We start from the raw sequence: 17,949 nt of genomic DNA on the forward strand, positions 1-17,949 counted from the left end.
TTTTGAAGTTCTATAATCGATTACGAGAAATCGTTTTCGGTTGACATTGCTTCTTACGAAAGCAAGAAGCTGTCAATGCTTGTAATCAGCATCACGAATGAAGCCTCTTTAGAAGTAGAGTAACTTCAATGCTGGAAAATTTAGCCTTGAAACAGAATCTTAATTTCGAATTTGGTGCTTTATTCGCATCAAATGGCCGAGAGTTGTTGTCATCGGGAATCCATGAATGGATCTCCGTGCCGGCCCGCGGTGGGCAGGATCGCGGACAGGGTCTGCACGCGGCAGTTGAAGCTGCTTTCGAGCGGGCGAGGCGGGCCGGGCAGGCCAATCCGATCCTCGTCGGCGCCATCCCCTTCGATGTGCGCGAGCCTTCCTGCCTCTATGTCCCGGCGGCCTATGAATGGCGCGAACAGGCGGCCGTGGCGGAAGTTGTGGGCGAGCCTTCTGGCGTTCCCGACCTGCTCGACCAACGCAGCCTTCCGGACGAGGACGGTTTCAAGAAGGCGGTCGAGCACGCCATCGTCAATTTCCGTCATAGCGATGTCCGCAAGGCGGTGCTGTCGGTGATCCGCGAACTGCGCTTCGCCGAAAGCATGGATGTCGGCCGGCTGCTCGCCGGCCTGCGCGCGCAGAACAGCCAGGGTTATCTGTTCAGGATCCCCCTGCCCGACGAGGGTGAGCTGGTCGGGGTCAGCCCCGAGCTGCTGATCCGCAAGGAGGGCGGCCGGATCGTCTCGAACCCGCTGGCGGGCTCGGCCAAGCGGCAGCCCGATCCGCGGGCCGACCGCGCCGCGGCGGAGCAATTGGATCGCTCGCAGAAGGACCAGTACGAGCACCGGCTGGTGATCGAGAACATCCGCTCGATCCTGGCGCCGCTCTGCGCCAGGCTCGATGTTCCTGCCGCCCCCTCGCTGATGAGCACGGCGGCGATGTGGCATCTCTCGACGCGGATCGAGGGCGCGCTGAAGGACCCGGCGATGACCGCGCTCCAGCTCGCCTGCATCATCCATCCGACGCCGGCGGTCTGCGGCTTCCCGACCGAGAGCGCCCATAAGCTGATCCGCTATGTCGAGCCGTTCGAGCGCGGGCTGTTCACCGGCCTGGTTGGCTGGTGCGATGCGCAGGGCAACGGCGAATGGGCGATCACCATCCGCTGCGGCATCGCCCGGCACGATACGCTGCGGCTCTTCGCCGGCGCGGGCATCGTCGAGGCCTCCAATCCCGCCTCCGAATGGGAGGAGGTGCAGGCCAAGCTCGGCACCATGCTCAGCGCCTGCGGCCTCGCCGCCTGACATCGAAGGATCATGGCATGACCATCGACTTCCAGCGCTGGCCGGCGGATTTCGCCGCGCGCTATCGCGCACGAGGCTACTGGCTCGACCAGCCCCTGACGCGCATCCTCGACACCCAGCGGCAGGAGCGCCCCGACGCGATAGCGATCATCTGCGGTGACAGGCAGATCAGCTATGCCGAGCTCGACCGGAAAGCCTCGAACCTGGCCTTCCGATTGAGCGAAGCCGGGCTCGGGCAAGGCGATACGGCGCTCGTGCAGCTGCCGAACTGTGCCGAGTTCTACATCGTCTTCTTCGCGCTGCTGAAGATCGGTGTCGCGCCGGTCAATGCGCTCTTTAGCCATCGCAAGCTGGAGATGACCTCCTATGCCCAGCAGATCGAGCCGCGGCTGGTGATTGGAGCACGGTCGCATGAGCTCTTCGCCGATGACGACTTCACGACCGAGCTGAGGACGCTCTCGCCGCGTCTGTCGCTGGTGCTGCTGCTCGGCGGCAAGCGCGCCTACAACGATCTCGAGCGCTGGCTGGCGTCCGAGACCAGCGCCGCCCCGGCAGGCTCGCCATCGCCCGCCGACGAGGTTGCGTTCTTCCAGCTCTCGGGCGGCAGCACCGGCACGCCGAAGCTGATCCCGCGCACCCATAACGACTATGACTACAGCGTCCGGGCGAGCGCCGAGATCTGCGGGCTGTCGCCGCAGACGCGGTTCCTCTGTGCGCTGCCGGCCGGGCACAATTTCCTGCTCTCGTCCCCAGGCGCGCTCGGCGTCTTCCATGCCGGCGGCTGCGTCGTGCTGGCGGCGAGCCCCGAGCCGCTCGTCTGCTTTGCTTTGATCGAGCAGCACCAGGTCGACATGGTCGCGCTGGTGCCGACGGCGGTGGCGCTCTGGCTGGAGGCGGCGGGGAGAGAGAAGCCGAAGCTCGACTCGCTCAGGTTGATGCAGGTGGGCGGCGCCAGCTTCGCCGAGGCGCTGGCGCGGCAGGTGCCCGGGGTATTCGGCTGCGCGCTGCAGCAGGTCTTCGGCATGGCCGAGGGGCTGGTGAACTACACCCGCTTCGGCGATGACGACGAGATCGTCTTCACCACCCAGGGGCGGCCGATCAGCCCGGATGACGAGGTCAAGATCGTCGACGAGGACGGCGACCCCGTTCCGGAGGGAGAGAGCGGCGAGCTGGCGACGCGGGGTCCCTACACCTTCCGCGGCTATTACCGCGCGCCCGAGCACAGTGCCAAGGTTTTCGACGCGGACGGGTTCTACTACTCCGGCGACGTCGTCCAGCGTGTTCGCGGCGGTTATTTGCGCGTGGTCGGCCGGGTCAAGGACCAGATCAACCGCGGCGGCGAGAAGGTCGCGGCCGAGGAGATAGAGAATCTCCTGCTGCGCCATCCCGAGGTGACGCATGCGGCGCTCGTCGCCATGCAGGACGCGCTGCTCGGCGAGAAGAGCTGCGCCTTCATCGTCGCCCGCGACGCGGCCCTGCGCGGGCCGGTTCTGAGGCGCCACCTGCTGGAGCTCGGCGTCGCCGAATACAAGCTGCCGGACCGCGTCCGCTTCATCGAGACGATGCCGCTCACCCCTGTCGGCAAGATCGACAAGAAGCGCCTGCGCGCCGAGCTCGCCTGATCCTCCTCATCCAGTTCACGAGAGATTCCATGACCATTCCGCAGATCACCGACTATTCGATGCCGGCGGCGAGCGCCTTTCCGGCCAACCGCACGCAATGGCGGCCCGATCCCAAGCGCGCCGTGCTGCTGATCCATGACATGCAGCGCTATTTCCTGCGCTTCTACGATGCGAAGGGCGCGCTGCTGCCGCAGCTGATCGGCAATCTCGTGCGCCTGCGCGACTGGGCGCGGGCCAATGGCGTGCCGGTCGTCTACACCGCCCAGCCGCATGAGCAGCCGCAAGGAGACCGCGCTCTGCTCAACGACATGTGGGGGCCGGGTCTTACCGTCGCCGCGCCCGATCTGCAGGAGGTCGTCGCCGAGTTGACGCCAGGCCCGGACGATATCGTCCTCACCAAATGGCGCTACAGCGCCTTCAAGCGCTCCGACCTGCTGGAGCGGATGCGCGGGCTTGGCCGCGATCAGCTCGTGATCGGCGGCGTCTACGCCCATATCGGCTGCATGGTGACGGCCGTCGACGCGTTCATGAGCGACATCCAGCCCTTCCTGGTCGGCGACGCCGTCGCCGATTTCTCCGAGGCCGAGCATCTGATGGCGCTGCGCTATGTCGCGACGCGCTGTGGCGCACTGGTTTCGACTGACGGTCTTGCGGGCGTGGCGGAGCGTCCGCAGGCGACGCGCGAATGGCTGCAGGCGCGCGTGCTCGAACTGGTCGAGGACGAGACCGAGCTCGACCCCGACGAGAACCTGATCTTCTACGGGCTCGATTCGGTGCAGGTCATGGTGCTCGCCAGCGAGCTGAAGGAGCGCGGCGTCATCGTCGGCTTCGACGATCTCGCCCGCGTGCCGACGCTGAACGGCTGGTGGTCGCTGATCGAGCAGCGCCGCCTGGCGGCCTGAGCCGGGTGCTGGTGGAGAGCGGGCCAAAGCTGCTCCATCCCTGGCAGGACGAGCCCATCGACTATCGCTGCGCCGCGATGCGGTTCTCGCGCGAGCCCGGTCAGGCAGCCCCCGGCGTCGTCCTGCCGGATCGTATCGCGCGGGCCGCGCCCCGGCGCCGAGCCGAATGGCTGGCGGGCCGGCGCTGCGCCAGCGAGGCCCTGCGGTTGCTGACCGGGCAGGGCGCCTGTCCCGGCATGGCGTCCGATCGCTCGCCGCTCTGGCCTGACGGTATCGTCGGCTCGATCTCGCATAGCGGCGATGTCGCGATCGCCATCGCCGCGCGTGCCGGCGCCTGCCGCGGCATCGGCGTCGACATCGAGCGGCTCATGGACGGGCAGGGGGCGAGCGAGGTCGCATCCGAGGCACTGACGCCCCGGGAACGCCGTCGTCTCGGGAATGACCCCTTCTCGGTGACGCTCGCCTTCTCGGCCAAGGAGAGCCTGTTCAAGGCGCTGCATCCACTGCTGCGCCGCACGATGTCTTTCCAGCTCTCCGAACTGGTGGCTTGGAACGGGCAGGGCACGGCGCGCCTGCGCCTCGTCGAGGGGTTGTCGTCGGAGTTTCCGGCCGGTCGCGAGATCGAAGTCCGCTTCGCGCGCTTCGGCGACCTGCTGCTGACGCGCGTGCTGATCCCGGCTTGACGGAGTCGGCGTGCCACCTGCCTCAGCGTGGGTGGCGGAATTCCAGGATATGGAATGGTGAGGCGGTCGGCGTGACCGAGGCGGTCTCGAAGCCGCTTGCGGCCAGCAGCTGCGAGAACTCGCCGGCGCTGCGCTCCTGCCCGCCCATCAGCACCATCATCAGCAGGTCCTGCGAGGTCTCGTTCGGCCTGCCGCGGGCGGGATCGACCATGATGTCGACCACGATGAAGCGCTCCGGCCCCCGGGTCGCGGCTTTCGCGTTGGCGAGGATGCGGCCGGCGGCCTTGTCGTCGAAGTCGTGCAGGATACGGCTGAAGACATAGGCGTCGCCGCCTGAGGGGATCTCGTCGAAGAACGAGCCGTGCTGCACCCGGGCTCGCCCCGCCTGCACCAGCTCGGCGAAGTGCGGATTGAGCGCCTCGGTCGCCCGCGGCAGCTCATAGAGCACGCCGCTGGTGCAGGGATTACGGCTGAGCAGCTCCGCCAGCAGCGAGCCGTCGCCGCCGCCGACATCGACGATCGTCTCGCCGGCCGAGAACTGGATGTGGCGCACCGCGACGCCGATCAGCGCCGTCGCGATCGCGCGCATCTGGATGTCGAAGCGCCCCTGCGCCGCCTCGTCCTGGCCGAGCCAGCTGAAGAACGGGCTGCCATGGGCGAGCTCGAACGCAGGCGTGCCGCTTTTGATCTGCTCGCCGAGCCGCTCCCAGGCGCGCCCGTGCAGCGGATCGAGCTCGAAGCGGACCCAGGGCACCAGCGAATGGGGATGGCCGGGAACGAGGGCGCGCGTCGTCGGCACGGCGATGTAGCGGCCTGCATCGTCGCGACCGATGATCTCTTCGTTGACGAGATGGCCGAGCAGCCTTGCCAGCAACTCGGCCTTGCCGCTGATGCGTTCGGCGAGCTCGCCGGCGGTCCGAGGCCCCTCCTGCAGCGCAGCGGGGATGCCGAGCTCGACCGCGGTGCGGATGCAATGGGAGGTGCGATAGGCGGCGATCTGCTGGAGCAGGCGCAAAGGCGGGGCGGGCGGTGGCGCGGCCGGGCGCGACAGGTTGTTCATTGCGAACCTCCTTGCAAGACAGTTGGGAGCAGGCAGAGGAGCGGCGGCGCAATCGCTCGCCGCCGCGCCGTCTTGTCAGGCGCGCCAAGAGCGCTCGTTCAGAACGTGCCCTTGATGCCGGCGCCGAACATGCGCGGCTCGGTCATGCTCGCCTCGGTGCCGCCGATGCCGCGATTCTGCTGCATATAGGTCGGCTTGCGCTCGTCGAAGATGTTCTTGACGTAGCCATAGACCTGCAGATTGTCCGTGATCTGATAGCTCGCGCGCATGTCGGCGATCGTATAGGGCTTGATCAGATAAAGGCGCGTATTGGCGACGTCGGAATAATAGCCGTCTGTGTGGCGGAGCTGGGCGGTGAGGTTGAGCTTGCTGGTGACGTCCCAGCTCACGCCGAAGCTCATCATGTAGCCCGGGGATTTCGCGAATTCGTTGCCCTTGTAGCCGGCATTGGCGGAGATCTTGTCGATCTCGGTGCGCAGCAGGCCGGCACCGGCCTTCAGCATCAGGTTGTCGAGCAGGCGGTAATCGGCGTTGACCTCGAGCCCGTAGGTATGGGCCTTCTCGGCATTGATCGCATAGGACTGCACCACGCCCGTCGTGAGCACGACCGGGATGAAGTACTGGGCGTTCTGGAAGTCGGTGTAGAACAGGTTTCCGCTGACGTTCAGCCGGTTGTTCAGCAGGCTGGCGCGGGTGAACAGCTCATAATTCCACGACGTCTCTTCCTGGAACGGCTGCCACCGGCCGGCGGTGAGGTTGAGCGAGACGCCGCCGGGATTGTAGCCGCGATTGACCAGCGCACCGACGGTCCAGTCCGGCGTCACCGCATAGGCGATCGAGGCCTTGGGCAGCACGGCCTGGAAGGTCTTGTCGAAATTGACGCCTTGCGCAGCAAAGACCGTGCGGCCGACACGCTCGATCTGGTCCTGCTGGAAGCGCAGCGAGCCGGTGAAGGTCCAGCGATCGGTCAGGCGATAGCTGGCCTCGCCGAAGATGCCGAGATTGCGCTTGGTGTCATCGAAGGTCGACCGGCCGGTGAGATAGAGCAGCTCGTCCGTCTTGGTGTGGGCATAGTAGACCCCGGCGACGCCACTGATGACATCGCTCTGCTCGCCATAGTTCAGCCGGAGCTCGTTCGAGATGTTCCGCTGGGTGATATAGGCATCGCCATTGCCGAGCAGGCCGGTCTTGCGGCTCACCGAGAGGTCGGTGAACTGCGTCTGGTTGGACAGTTTGAGGCGGTTGCCGAAATCATAGCTGAGGTCGAGGACGCCGGTGTTGCTGTTCTGCTTGAAGCTCGGCATCGTCGTGGTGACGTGCTTCAGCCGGTCGAACGGAGCCGACGCCGCCTCCTGGCTCGGCCGGTTGCTCTCGTTGCGCGAATAGGTGAGCTTCGCCTCGAAGCCGGGCAACTCGCTCGGGCGCCAGAGCAGCTTGGCCCGCAGGTTCAGGTTCCGGAAATCCTGGTCGGCATAGCGCGTCTGGAAGTTCGGACTGATATAGTCGATGAAGGTGTCGCGGCCGGAATAATCGAGCGTGATGCGCCCGGCGAGCTGGTCCTTGATGATCGGTCCCGACAGCATCAGCGCGGCGCGCCGCGTCGCATAGCTCCCGAACTCGGTCAGGAAGGCTGCTTCGCGGGTGAAGGTCGGGTCCTTGGTGTTGACGATGATCGCGCCGGCGATCGCGTTGGCGCCCTGCGAGGTCGTCTGCGGCCCGCGGAAGACCTCGATGCTCTTCACGTCCCAGGGCGACGTCGCGCCGAAATAGAACTCGTTGTAGCTGAGATAGTGGCCGTCGACATTGATGGTCGCGCGCGGCACCGTGCCGCCCCAGAACGAGTTCTGGCCGGTGAGCGGGCCTTGCGTGTCCAGGCCGCGGATGATCGGAGCGCTGACCGTATCGCTATAGGTCACGTTCGGCGTGCCGACGAGGATCTCGGACACGGTGGCGTTGCCGGTGTTCGCCCGGGCGATGTCCTTATCGGTAATGACCGAAACCGACGATGCCGTGTTCTTCAGATCGCGCTCGACCTTCTCGCCGGTGACCGTGATCGCATCGAGCTCGATCGTCCCGGCGGTCGGGGCCGGATTGCTCTGCGCGAAGGCCGGCGTCGCGGCAGCGACGGCGATGAGCGATGCGAAGCTCACGCTGCGCATCAGGACAAGCTTGGACGACATGAGGTTCCCCACCACCCTATCAAATCTCGCTGGCTGGGGACGAGGCCGTGGCTCGCGAGGTCACACTGAATGATCCTACAGTGTGGGATGCATTCCGCATGTCAACATGAAGCGAGCACAGGATCGCCGTATTGCCGTCCCGCTGTGCTTTTCCGGTCGCAGTTCTCGGGCTGCGCCGCGCGGTGTTTGGAAGCGCTCGAATGAGGCGGTGCTTGTCGCCGGCAGGCTCCCGGTGTCACAAAGCGCGGGCCGGCATCTGCCGCGCTTTCCTGCCGCGATTCGCATGACCAGCCTCAGCACCAAACGCTCGCCGACGATCCAGTCGGTCTCGATCGCCGCCCGCTTCCTCGACATCCTGGCCAAGGCGGACGGGCCCTTGGTGCTGGGCGAGATCGCCCGGCGGGCGCGCACCGGTTCGTCCACCGCCCATCGCTACATGCAGAGCCTGGTGCGGGAGGGGCTGGCGGCGCAGGACGACGTCACAGGCCATTACGATCTCGGCCCGGTCGCCCTCAGCATCGGGGTGCGCGCACTTCGGCGCATCGATGCGGTCGAGGTCGCGGCCCGGGCGATGAAGAGGCTGGCGTCCGCTATCGCCGCCAGCTGCGGCGTGGCGATCTGGACCGAGCGGGGGCCGACCATCGTGCGCTGGTACCGCAACACCGATTTCGCGCTCAGCACGGTGACGCTGGGCGACGTCCTGCCTGTCGACAACACCGCCTGCGGCTTCGTCTTCCAGGCGCATCTGCCGAAGGAGGCGATCGCCGCCGCACGCAAGCTGCAGCCGGCCTCCTTCCGCGGCAGCCGCCCGCCGGCCGAGATGCTAGACGCCGTCCGGCGCGACGCGGGCGCGGAGCTGAACGAACACCTGTTTTCGCTGCTGACCGGTAAGGCCGCACCGGTCTTCAACGCGCTCGGCGAGATCGCCTGCGTCGTCACCACCGTCTCCTTCGTCAAGACCGCCGAGGCCGAGAGCCATCGCGCCGCCCTTTTTGCCGCGGCGCAGGCGGCGACGCGGGACTCGGGTGGCACCTGAGCTGCATCACTGCTCTTCGTCGATCCCCAGGTGTTGGCGCAGCGTCGTGCCTTCATAGTCGCTGCGGAACAGGCCCCGCCGCGCCAGAGCCGGAACCAGCTCCTCCAGGAACAGGCGCAGCGATTCCATGGAGCCGCCGGGGATCGCGATGACGCCGTCGATCGCCCCGGCCTCGAACCAGGCGGTGATCTCTGCGAGGACGTCGTCGACGGTTCCGACGCAGACCCAATGGGCCGAGCCGACGACCTCCGGCCGCGCCAACACTTCAGCTACAGTAGGCTCGTTCGCCGCGATGAAGCGCCGCAGCAGCTCGGCATGGGTGCGGCTGCGCACCGGCGTATCGAGCGGCGGCAGCATCGGCGCCGTCACGCGCGCTTCGGGCGCAAGGTCGCCGAGATCGAGCCCGAGGACCGACTTCACCATCTTGCGGCGCTGTTCGGCGGTGAGGTGAGCGTGCGCCCGCGCATGTAGCGCCCAGGCCTCTTCACGCGTCTCGGCGAGGAAGAAATGCAGGCCCGGCAGCACGCGTACCGAATCCGGGCTGCGGCCATGCCCCTTCGCGCGCCGGCGCAGGTCGCCGCGCAGTTCGATGCCGGCCTCGCGGTCGGGCATGGCGGCGAAGGTCGCGTCGGCGATGGAGGAGGCGAAATCGCGCCCGATATCGGATGCGCCGGCCTGGAACAGCGGCGGCGGGCCCGCCGGATGGCCGGGCACGTTGAGCGGTCCCCTCACGCTGAAGAATTCGCCGCGATGCTCGATCGCGGCGCTCGGCGTCGTGCCCGTCAGCGCCTCATGCGGATAGCTCCGCCACAGCTTGCACATGACGTCAGTGAACTCGGCCGCCTTGCGATAGCGGACCTCCGGCGGCGGCATCGGCTCCTCGCCGAAATTCTCCGCGCCCTCGATCGAGGTGACGATGTTGAGGCCGACGCGCCCCCGGCTGATCCAGTGCAGCGACTGGATCTGGCGCGCCACCACGAAGGGCGGGTTGAAGCTGGTCGAGACGGTGGTGACGAGCCCGATCCTGTCCGTTTGGCAGGCGAGTGCGGTCAGCAGCAGCGTCGGGTCGAGGCCGACGAAGCCGCTGCCGGAAGCGGCCGGATGCAGCAGGAGATAGTCGGGCTTGAAGACGAAATCGAGCTTGGCCTGCTCGGCCATCCGGGTCAGCGCGAGGTTGAACGCGACGGGATCGCGGGCCGGCAGAGGGTCCGGATCATCCGCTGCTCTGCTCTTCAGCCAGGTCGGCGTCAGGCTCAAACCGATGTGGAGCTGTCTGGTCATGGTCAGTTGGACCGGTCGCTGGAACCCGCTGCCTGCTTTTGTCCCCTGGGTACGACGAGCGGGGTTTTCGCGATCGGATCGGGGATGACGATGCAGGGCAGGCCGAAGACCTCTTCGATCAGCGCGGCCGTGACGATGCCTGCCGGAGGGCCCTCGGCGACGATCGCGCCGTCCTTCATCGCGACGAGATGCGAGGCGTAGCGGCAGGCCTGGTTGAGATCGTGCAGCACCGCGACGACCGTCCGCCCCTGCGCATTGAGCTCGGCCAGCAGGTCGAGCAGCTCGATCTGATGGGCGATGTCGAGGAAGGTCGTCGGCTCGTCGAGCAGCAGGATCGGCGTTTCCTGCGCGAGCACCAGCGCGATCCAGACCCGCTGGCGCTGGCCCCCGGAAAGCTCGTCGACCGGGCGTGTCGAAAGCGTGTCGACGCGCGTCGCCCGCATCGCAGCGGCGACCGCCGCTTCATCCGCCTTCGACCATTGCCGCAGGAAGGATTGGTGCGGGTAACGGCCGCGGGCGACGAGGTCGGCGACCGTGATGCCGTCCGGCGCGATCGCGCTCTGCGGCAGGAGGCCGAGGCGCCGCGCGACCTCCTTGGCCGGGCGCTCGCCGATCTGCCTGCCGTCGAGGACCACCTGGCCGGCGGCTGGCGTGAGCAAGCGCGACAGGGCCCGCAGCAGGGTCGACTTGCCGCAGGCATTGGGTCCGACGATCGCGGTGAACGAGCCGTCGGCGATCGAGAGCGAGAGGCCGGTCGAGATCGTGCGCGCCTCGTAGCGGAGCGTCAGCGCATCGGCGTGGAGACGGGAATCGGGTCGCGAAGTACTTTTCAATTCTTCCAATCTACAGTCGATGTCGTCGGGCTCGAGGCTTTCGACGGCATCCCTTTCGGCTCTAGTTGTGGTAAAGCAGTCACCGTCGGTGGATTTACGTTCGATAACTGACTCTCTGTCCTGCGTCCATATTGCATCGCGGAATATGATCCGTCATGAGGAATGACGCGCCTGGGCTCGATGGAGCAGGGCGGTGGTCGGAGCCAAGCTCCCGACCCGCAGGACGACACCGGCCAGACAGATCGACGATGCCCCTGATCAAGCTCTTCATCGCCATCATCACCATCGCGGCTGCCCTGAATGGGAATGGCCGGCCGGCTTATGGCCAGGAGGCCGGCTGGCCCCGTACCATCAGGCACGCCGCCGGCGAGTTGACGCTGGCCAGGAAGCCTCTGCGCATCGTCTCGACCACGCCGAGCGTCACCGGCATCCTGCTGGCGATCGAGGCGCCCCTGCTCGCGAGTGCGGCGACGACGCCGAGCCCGCTCACCGACGCCAAGGGTTTCTTCTCGCAATGGGCCGGCGACGCCGACAAGCGCGGCGTCAAGGTGCTCTATCCCAACCTGAAATTCGACATCGAGGCGGTGCTCGGCTGGAAGCCGGACCTGGTGATCGCTTCGACCACCGGCGCCGACAGCATCCTCCAGCACCGGGCCGAGCTGGAAGCGCTCGGCGTCCCGACTCTCGTGGTCGATTATTCGAGCCGGAGCTGGCAGGAGCTGGCAACCGACCTCGGCAAGGCGATCGGCCTCGAAAAGGAGGCTGCCGCCGCGATCGCGCACTTCGACACCGATCTCGCCGCCGCGGCGGGCGCCATTCCAGCAAGGGGCGCGAAGGCCAGCATCGTCGGCTACAACATCGCCGGCAGCTATTCGGTAGCGCGGACAGCGAGCCCGGTGTCCAAGCTCGTCTCGGCTTTGGGCTTCGAGATCGTCGGCCTGCCGGCGGAGCTGAAGCCGAATTCGGCGCGTCCCTCGGATTTCGAGTTCTTCTCCCGCGAGAATCTCTCGGCCGCGATCGCTGCCGACACCGTCTTCCTCCTGCGCGCGACCGAAAAGGACGTCGAGGGCTTCCTGGCCGAGCCGGTGCTCGTCAATCACCCGGCGGTCATCGCCAAGCGGGTCTATCCGCTCGGGCTGACCTCCTTCCGCATCGATCCCTATTCCGGGCGCCAGGTCATCGAACGGCTGCGCGAGAGCTTCGCCAGGCGATGAGATGGCATAGGCGCCGGTGGTGGCTCGCCATCGGCATCATCGCGCTCGCTTTGCTGGCGCTGGCGAGCCTCGCGGTCGGCTCGCGGCCGATCCCGCTGGCCACGGTCGTCGCTGCGCTGCGCGCCTATGATCCCGGCAACGATCTGCATCTGGTCGTCTGGCAGTTGCGGGTGCCCCGATTGATCACGGCCGTTCTCGCCGGTGCGGCGCTTGGCCTTGCCGGGGCGATCATGCAGGCGATCACCCGCAATCCCTTGGCCGAGCCAGGCCTGCTCGGCATCAATGCCGGCGCGGCGGTCGCCGTCGTGCTCGGAGTGACTCTGCTCGGCCTGACCCGGCCCGTCCACTATGCCGGGCTCGCCGCGCTCGGAGCGGGCCTTGCCGGCGCCGTCGTGTTCCTGCTCGGGCGGGCGCACGAGACCGGGACCAATCCCGTTCGGCTGGTGCTCGCCGGCGCCGGCCTCTCGATCGTGCTGGGCGCGATCACCGGCATCATGGTGCTCAACGCCTCGCCCATCGCCTTCGATAATTTCCGTCATTGGGCCGCTGGATCGGTGGAGGGAGCGAGCTTCGAAGTCGCCCTCATACTGGCAGTCGGCGTTGCGGCGGGCTTCGGCGTGGCCTTGTCGATCGTCGGTGGTCTCAACGTGCTGGCGCTAGGGCAGGAACTCGGCCAGGCGCTCGGAGCCACGCCGCGCACGATCTGGCTGTCGGCCTGCCTTGCGGTGATGCTGCTGGCGGGCGCCGCCACCGCCGCAGCCGGGCCGATCGGCTTCGTCGGCCTGATCGCCCCGCATCTGGCGCGGGCGCTTGTCGGCCCGGACCATCGCTGGATCCTGCCCGGCTCGGCGCTGTTTGCCGGACTGATCCTGCTCGGTGCCGATGTGATCGGGCGCGTGGTCGCGGCGCCCTCCGAGGTCGCCGCCGGCATCGTCGCGGCGCTGCTTGGCGGCCCCTTCTTCATTACGGCCGTGCGCCGCTTCCGGGTGATCCGGCCATGAGTGCGCCCGCAACGCTCAGGATAGGTTCGTTCTCGCTGCGCTGGCGGCCGCGCACTGCGCTGGTCTGCGCGGCGCTCGCCGGGGCAGCCCTTGCCCTCGCCGTCGTCCTGCTGGGTACGGGCACGCTCGCCTTCACGCCGGCCGAAGTCGTCGCCGCCTTGTTCGGCAAGGCAGGAAATCCGCTGGCCGAACGCGTCATCTGGAGCCTGCGCCTGCCGCGCGTGGTCACGGCGGCCTGCGTCGGGGCGGCGCTCGGCATGGCCGGGGCGATCTTCCAGTCGGTCTCGCGCAACGCGCTGGGCTCGCCCGATATCATCGGCTTCACCACCGGAGCGGCGACCGGCGCGATCGTGCAGATCATCCTGTTCGGCGCCGATCCCCTCGCCGTCGCGCTGGCAGCGGTGCTGTCGGGCATGGCGACCGCAGCGCTCGTCTTCATGCTGGCGCTGAAGGGGCGCGTCACCGGCGGTTACCGGCTCGTGCTGGTCGGCATCGGTGTCGGCGCGACGCTGTCCGGCGTCAATACGATCCTGCTTGTGGCGAGCGACCTTGACCGCTCGATCTCCGCGCAGATCTGGCTGGCGGGTTCGCTGACGGCGCGCAGCTGGTCCCATGCCGTCCCGGCCGCTCTCGGCCTGGTGCTGATCGTGCCGGTCGCGCTCCTGAATGCCCGGCGCCTCGCTCTGCTCGAGATGGGCGACGATGCTGCCAGCCAGCTCGGTGTTCCGGTCGAGCGCACGCGGCTCGCCATGGTGATGACGGCCGTCGGCCTGACGGCGATGGCGACGGCGGCGGCCGGGCCGATCGCCTTCATCGCCTTGGCCGGCCCGCAGCTCGCGCGGCGCCTGTGCCGCTCGCCGGAGGTGCCGCTGCTGCCTGGGGCCGCTATGGGCGCCGTCCTGCTGCTGGCGGCGGACCTGGTCAGCCAGCGCGTTCCGTCCGGCCTCAATCTGCCGATCGGCCTGACGACCGGGCTCCTGGGCGGAATCTATCTGCTCTGGCGGCTGGTCCGCGACGAGAAGGTCTGAGCTGCGATCGGGCCTGCCAAGATGGCTGCCATAGTGGCTGACAATCAATTGCAAATTAATTGAGCAGAATTTTGCCAAATGTATGCAACGACGAGAGCGAAAGCTCGCTGATAGAGATAAGCCCATTGTTATCAAGGGGGTGTGAACCGGCACGGTAACTGCATCGGCTTCTCCGAGGTGAAGCGTTCGGGCCTTTGACGGCTCCGGCAGCAATCGGGGAGAGCACAATGGGTATCACGCGTCGGGCGGCTATAGCTGGAGGTTTGGCAGCTCCCTTCGTCATGAGGCAGGGCGCGCATGCACAGGCGCCGAGCCGCAGCGAGACATTGCTGCTCGTGCAGGAATACGGACCCAACAGCCTGGACATGCAGGGCATCGGCTCGTCGCAGCCGGTGAATGGCGTCGCGTTGAACTGCTATGATCGCCTGCTGCGCTTCAAGCCTGTGCCGATCCCCGGCGGCGGCGGCAACCAGGTCTCGATGGGCGAGCTCGAGGGCGAGCTGGCCGAGAGCTGGCAGCTCGCCTCCGACGGCATGAGCTGCACCTTCAAGCTGCGCGACGCGAAATTCCATTCCGGCCGTCCGGTGACCGCGACGGACGTGAAATGGTCGCTGGATCGGGCCTGCACGATCGGCGGCTTCGCGACCACCCAGATGAATGCCGGCTCGCTGGAGAAGCCCGAGCAGTTCGTCGTCGTCGACGACAAGACCTTCCGCGTCGACTTCGTCCGCAAGGACAAGATGACGCTGCCCAACCTCGCCGTGACGATCCCCTTCGTCTTCGATTCCGAGCTCGCCATAAAGAACGGCGGCGGTGACCCGCACGCCAAGGAGTATCTCAAGAACAACATCGCCGGCTCGGGCGCCTACAAGGTCGAGAGCTGGAAGCCGGGTGTCGAGACGATCTATGTCCGCAATGACGCCTGGGCTTGTGGGAAGCTGCCGCAGCTGCGCCGCATCATCGCGCGCGACATCGCCTCGCCCGCGACGCGACGGGCCCTGATGGAGCGCGGCGACGCCGACGTGTCCTACGGTCTGCCGCCGAAGGATTTCAAGGATCTGCTCGATGGCGGCAAGGTCAATGTCGTCGGCGTGCCGATCCCCAACGGCGTCTGGGGCTGCTACCTCAACACGCAGGTCGGCCCGTTCAAGGATGTGCGGCTGCGCCAGGCGGTCGCCTGGGTGATGCCCTATGAGAAGATCCTGCAGGCTTCGCTATTCGGGCGCGGCGTCGACATGTCGGGCGGCACGACGACCAAGGTCGCCTGGCCGCAGCCCTTCCCCTACAAGACCGACGTGGCCAAGGCCAAGGCGCTGGTCGACGCCGCCGGCGGCCCGTTCACGACGACGCTGTATTTCGACGCCGGCAACGCCACCGTTGCCGAGCCAATGGCTGTGCTGATCAAGGAGGCGCTGGCTTCGGTCGGGATCACCGTCGAGATCAACAAGGTCCCAGGCGCGAATTTCCGCACCGAGATCGCCAAGAAGACCAATCCGATGGTGCTGAACCGCTTCGCCGGCTGGCTCGACTATCCCGACTACTACCTGTTCTGGACGATGCACGGCAACAATTCGATCTTCAACATCGCCGCCTACCAGAACCCGGCGCTGGACAAGCTCGTCGACGCTGCCCGCTTCGCGCCCGACAAGGCCGCCTACGACGCCAATGTCGTCGACTTCATCAAGCTGGTGAACGCCGAGGTGCCGATGGTGCCGATCAACCAGCCGACCCATGACGTCGCATTGCAGAAGTCGATCGGCGGCTACCAGTTCCAGCCCTGCCGCGAGCCGGACTTCCGCTACCTGACCAAGGCGTGACGACGCAGGAAACAGCCCGTCATGCCGGGGCGCGCCGCCCGCGCGAACCCGGCATGACGGCAGCAGCGGAGGCTTCCCCATGCTCGGCCTGATCATCGCCCGGCTGAAGACGACGATCCCGTCGATCCTCGGCGTCATCATCGTCACCTTCCTGCTGACGCGCGTGCTGCCCGGCGACACAGCAGCCTATTTCGCCGGGCCTGCGGCGACGCCGCAGGCCATCGCCGAGATCCGCAGCAAGCTCGGGCTCGACCAGCCGTTGCCGGTGCAGTTCGTGTCCTATGTGACGGCGCTGCTGAAAGGCGATCTCGGCCAGTCGCTGACGACTGGGCAGCCGGTGACGGCCGATCTGGCCCAGCGCCTGCCGGCCTCGGCCGAGCTGACGCTGTTCGGCCTGCTGATCTCGATGGCGATCGCCTTGCCGCTCGGCGTGCTCGCGGCGGTCAGGCAGGGCTCCTGGATCGATCATCTCTGCCGCATCGTCGCGACGGCCGGGGTTTCCCTGCCCGTCTTCTTCACCGGCCTGCTGCTGGTCTACGTGTTCTATTTCATCCTCGGCTGGGCGCCGGCACCACTGGGGCGGCTCGACGCCTTCGCCTCCGAGCCGCCCCGCGTCACCGGCTTCCTGCTGATCGACAGCCTGGTCGCGCGCGATCCTGAAACCTTCCGCGCCGCACTCTCCCAGATCGCGCTGCCGGCGCTGACCCTCGCGATCTTCTCGCTGGCGCCGATCACACGCATGACCCGCGCCTCGATGCTCGCCGTGCTCGGCGCCGATTTCGTCCGCACCGCGCGCGCCAGCGGCCTGTCCACGCGGGCGGTGATCGGCACCTATGCCTTCCGCAACGCCATGCTGCCGGTGGTCACCACGCTCGGCATGGTCTTCTCGTTCCTGCTCGGCGCCAATGTGCTCGTCGAGAAGGTCTTCGCCTGGCCGGGGGTCGGCTCCTATGCGGTCGAGGCGCTGATCGCCTCCGACTACGCGCCGATCCAGGGCTTCGTGCTCACCATGGCGATCCTCTACGTCGCCCTCAACCTCGCGATCGACATCCTCTACGGCGTGATCGACCCCCGCGTCCGGCTGGAGGCCTGAGCCGATGAACGACATGAGCAAGGTCGAGCCGCCGCCGCTGCGCTTCGAAGCCCCGCCCTCGACTTCGCTGCTGGCTCATGCCCGGCACATCGTCTCCGAGAACCCGGTCACCGGGCTCGCCTTCGGCCTGTTCGCCCTGATCCTGTTCGCCGCGATCTTCGGGCCGCTGGTCGTGCCTTACGATCCACTCGCCTCGAACACCAGTTCGGCGCTCAAGCCGCCGAGCGCCGCCCACTGGTTCGGCACCGACCAGCTCGGGCGCGACATCTTCAGCCGGGTGATCGCCGCGACGCGGCTCGACTTCACCATCGCGGTCGCCTCGGTCGCGCTCGTCTTCCTGCTCGGCGGGCTTGCCGGCGTCGCCGCGGGCTTCTTCGGCGGCTGGGTCGACACGATCATCGGGCGCGTCGCCGACACGATCATGGCCTTTCCGCTCTTCGTGCTCGCCATGGGCATCGTAGCCGCACTCGGCAATTCCGTGACCAACATCGTGATCGCCACCGCGATCATCAATTTCCCGCTCTACGCCAGGGTGGCGCGCGCCGAGGCGAATGTCCGGCGCGAGGCCGGCTTCGTCCAGGCGGCGCGGCTCTCCGGCAATTCGGAATGGCGGCTTCTGCTGACCCAGATCGTGCCGAACATCATGCCGATCATGGCCGTGCAGATGTCGCTGACCATGGGCTATGCCATCCTCAACGCCGCCGGCCTGTCCTTCATCGGTCTTGGCGTCCGCCCACCGACGCCGGAATGGGGGATCATGGTCGCGGAGGGCGCGAGCTTCATCGTCTCGGGCGAATGGTGGATCGCCTTCTTTCCGGGCCTGGCCCTGATGACGGCGGTATTCTGCTTCAACCTGCTCGGCGACGGCGTTCGCGACCTCGTCGACCCGCAGCGGAGGAACTGAGCG

At 67.1% G+C, this 17,949-nt stretch carries 15 protein-coding genes; 11 read left to right on the forward strand and 4 right to left on the reverse strand.

All coding sequences use genetic code 11. The annotated features are described in order from the left end of the window. Positions 1 to 128: 128 nt before the first annotated feature. Genes V7S63_RS21415 through V7S63_RS21430 form a run of 4 tightly spaced genes read left to right on the forward strand, consistent with a single transcriptional unit; the run spans position 129 to position 4,499 of the window. Positions 129 to 1,292: an isochorismate synthase gene (locus V7S63_RS21415; protein ID WP_336531697.1), complete on the forward strand. Its 1,164-nt coding sequence runs from the start codon at positions 129 to 131 to the stop codon at positions 1,290 to 1,292. Between the two features lie 17 nt (positions 1,293 to 1,309). Further along, positions 1,310 to 2,914 carry a (2,3-dihydroxybenzoyl)adenylate synthase gene (locus V7S63_RS21420; RefSeq protein ID WP_336531698.1) on the forward strand — a complete coding sequence of 535 codons (1,605 nt, stop codon included), beginning with the start codon at positions 1,310 to 1,312 and terminating at the stop codon, positions 2,912 to 2,914. A gap of 29 nt (positions 2,915 to 2,943) precedes the next feature. Next, positions 2,944 to 3,816, forward strand: a complete 873-nt coding sequence (locus tag V7S63_RS21425; protein ID WP_336531699.1) for an isochorismatase — start codon at positions 2,944 to 2,946, stop codon at positions 3,814 to 3,816. Beyond that, entirely contained in the window at positions 3,780 to 4,499 is a 720-nt protein-coding gene (locus tag V7S63_RS21430) for a 4'-phosphopantetheinyl transferase family protein (RefSeq protein ID WP_336531700.1), read from the forward strand. The genes V7S63_RS21425 and V7S63_RS21430 overlap by 37 nt, the downstream gene beginning before the upstream one ends. A gap of 22 nt (positions 4,500 to 4,521) precedes the next feature. On the opposite strand, the gene V7S63_RS21435 is transcribed toward V7S63_RS21430, so the two are convergent. After that, on the reverse strand, positions 4,522 to 5,559 hold the full coding sequence (locus V7S63_RS21435) for a methyltransferase (protein WP_336531701.1): 1,038 nt from the start codon (positions 5,557 to 5,559) through the stop codon (positions 4,522 to 4,524). 98 nt (positions 5,560 to 5,657) lie between these two features. Next, entirely contained in the window at positions 5,658 to 7,739 is a 2,082-nt protein-coding gene (locus V7S63_RS21440; RefSeq protein ID WP_336531702.1) for a TonB-dependent receptor, read from the reverse strand. A gap of 283 nt (positions 7,740 to 8,022) precedes the next feature. On the opposite strand from V7S63_RS21440, the gene V7S63_RS21445 reads away from it, so the two are divergent. Then, positions 8,023 to 8,775 (forward strand): IclR family transcriptional regulator, encoded by a 753-nt coding sequence (locus V7S63_RS21445; protein ID WP_336531703.1) that lies wholly within the window; start codon positions 8,023 to 8,025, stop codon positions 8,773 to 8,775. Positions 8,776 to 8,781: 6 nt separating this feature from the next. Here the strand turns inward: V7S63_RS21445 and V7S63_RS21450 are convergent, their stop codons facing one another. Together V7S63_RS21450 and V7S63_RS21455 are read right to left on the reverse strand one after the other, a co-directional pair. Beyond that, positions 8,782 to 10,062, reverse strand: a complete 1,281-nt coding sequence (locus V7S63_RS21450; protein WP_336531803.1) for an NtaA/DmoA family FMN-dependent monooxygenase — start codon at positions 10,060 to 10,062, stop codon at positions 8,782 to 8,784. Further along, positions 10,059 to 10,898 carry an ABC transporter ATP-binding protein gene (locus V7S63_RS21455; RefSeq protein ID WP_442896492.1) on the reverse strand — a complete coding sequence of 280 codons (840 nt, stop codon included), beginning with the start codon at positions 10,896 to 10,898 and terminating at the stop codon, positions 10,059 to 10,061. Before V7S63_RS21455 ends, V7S63_RS21450 begins: the two co-directional genes overlap by 4 nt. A 239-nt stretch (positions 10,899 to 11,137) precedes the next feature. Here V7S63_RS21455 and fepB point away from each other — a divergent pair, with 239 nt between their 5' ends. The 6 genes from fepB (at position 11,138) to V7S63_RS21485 (ending at position 17,946) form a co-directional block, all read left to right on the forward strand. Next, positions 11,138 to 12,103, forward strand: a complete 966-nt coding sequence (gene fepB, locus V7S63_RS21460; protein WP_336531705.1) for a Fe2+-enterobactin ABC transporter substrate-binding protein — start codon at positions 11,138 to 11,140, stop codon at positions 12,101 to 12,103. Next, positions 12,100 to 13,104 (forward strand): FecCD family ABC transporter permease, encoded by a 1,005-nt coding sequence (locus V7S63_RS21465; RefSeq protein WP_336531706.1) that lies wholly within the window; start codon positions 12,100 to 12,102, stop codon positions 13,102 to 13,104. The genes fepB and V7S63_RS21465 overlap by 4 nt, the downstream gene beginning before the upstream one ends. Next, positions 13,101 to 14,132, forward strand: coding sequence for a FecCD family ABC transporter permease (locus tag V7S63_RS21470; RefSeq protein WP_336531707.1), 1,032 nt, complete (start codon positions 13,101 to 13,103; stop codon positions 14,130 to 14,132). The genes V7S63_RS21465 and V7S63_RS21470 overlap by 4 nt, the downstream gene beginning before the upstream one ends. A 212-nt stretch (positions 14,133 to 14,344) precedes the next feature. Next, a complete protein-coding gene (locus tag V7S63_RS21475; RefSeq protein ID WP_442896499.1) occupies positions 14,345 to 15,949 on the forward strand; it encodes an ABC transporter substrate-binding protein in 1,605 nt (534 codons plus the stop codon). 79 nt (positions 15,950 to 16,028) lie between these two features. Continuing rightward, entirely contained in the window at positions 16,029 to 17,042 is a 1,014-nt protein-coding gene (locus V7S63_RS21480; protein ID WP_100960924.1) for an ABC transporter permease, read from the forward strand. A gap of 13 nt (positions 17,043 to 17,055) precedes the next feature. Then, positions 17,056 to 17,946: an ABC transporter permease gene (locus V7S63_RS21485; RefSeq protein WP_199777424.1), complete on the forward strand. Its 891-nt coding sequence runs from the start codon at positions 17,056 to 17,058 to the stop codon at positions 17,944 to 17,946. Positions 17,947 to 17,949 lie beyond the last annotated feature (3 nt).

This window comes from Allobosea sp. CCNWLY174 (assembly GCF_037120455.1).
Lineage (GTDB): Bacteria > Pseudomonadota > Alphaproteobacteria > Rhizobiales > Beijerinckiaceae > Allobosea > Allobosea lupini.

Excerpts from the sequence above, each read along its gene's own strand:
- V7S63_RS21415 (WP_336531697.1), top strand. The coding sequence starts at position 129 with ATGCTGGAAAATTTAGCCTTGAAACAGAATCTTAATTTCGAATTTGGT.
- V7S63_RS21420 (WP_336531698.1), top strand. The coding sequence starts at position 1,310 with ATGACCATCGACTTCCAGCGCTGGCCGGCGGATTTCGCCGCGCGCTAT.
- V7S63_RS21425 (WP_336531699.1), top strand. The coding sequence starts at position 2,944 with ATGACCATTCCGCAGATCACCGACTATTCGATGCCGGCGGCGAGCGCC.
- V7S63_RS21435 (WP_336531701.1), bottom strand. The coding sequence starts at position 5,559 with ATGAACAACCTGTCGCGCCCGGCCGCGCCACCGCCCGCCCCGCCTTTG.
- V7S63_RS21440 (WP_336531702.1), bottom strand. The coding sequence starts at position 7,739 with ATGTCGTCCAAGCTTGTCCTGATGCGCAGCGTGAGCTTCGCATCGCTC.
- V7S63_RS21445 (WP_336531703.1), top strand. The coding sequence starts at position 8,023 with ATGACCAGCCTCAGCACCAAACGCTCGCCGACGATCCAGTCGGTCTCG.
- fepB (WP_336531705.1), top strand. The coding sequence starts at position 11,138 with ATGCCCCTGATCAAGCTCTTCATCGCCATCATCACCATCGCGGCTGCC.
- V7S63_RS21465 (WP_336531706.1), top strand. The coding sequence starts at position 12,100 with ATGAGATGGCATAGGCGCCGGTGGTGGCTCGCCATCGGCATCATCGCG.
- V7S63_RS21470 (WP_336531707.1), top strand. The coding sequence starts at position 13,101 with ATGAGTGCGCCCGCAACGCTCAGGATAGGTTCGTTCTCGCTGCGCTGG.
- V7S63_RS21480 (WP_100960924.1), top strand. The coding sequence starts at position 16,029 with ATGCTCGGCCTGATCATCGCCCGGCTGAAGACGACGATCCCGTCGATC.
- V7S63_RS21485 (WP_199777424.1), top strand. The coding sequence starts at position 17,056 with ATGAGCAAGGTCGAGCCGCCGCCGCTGCGCTTCGAAGCCCCGCCCTCG.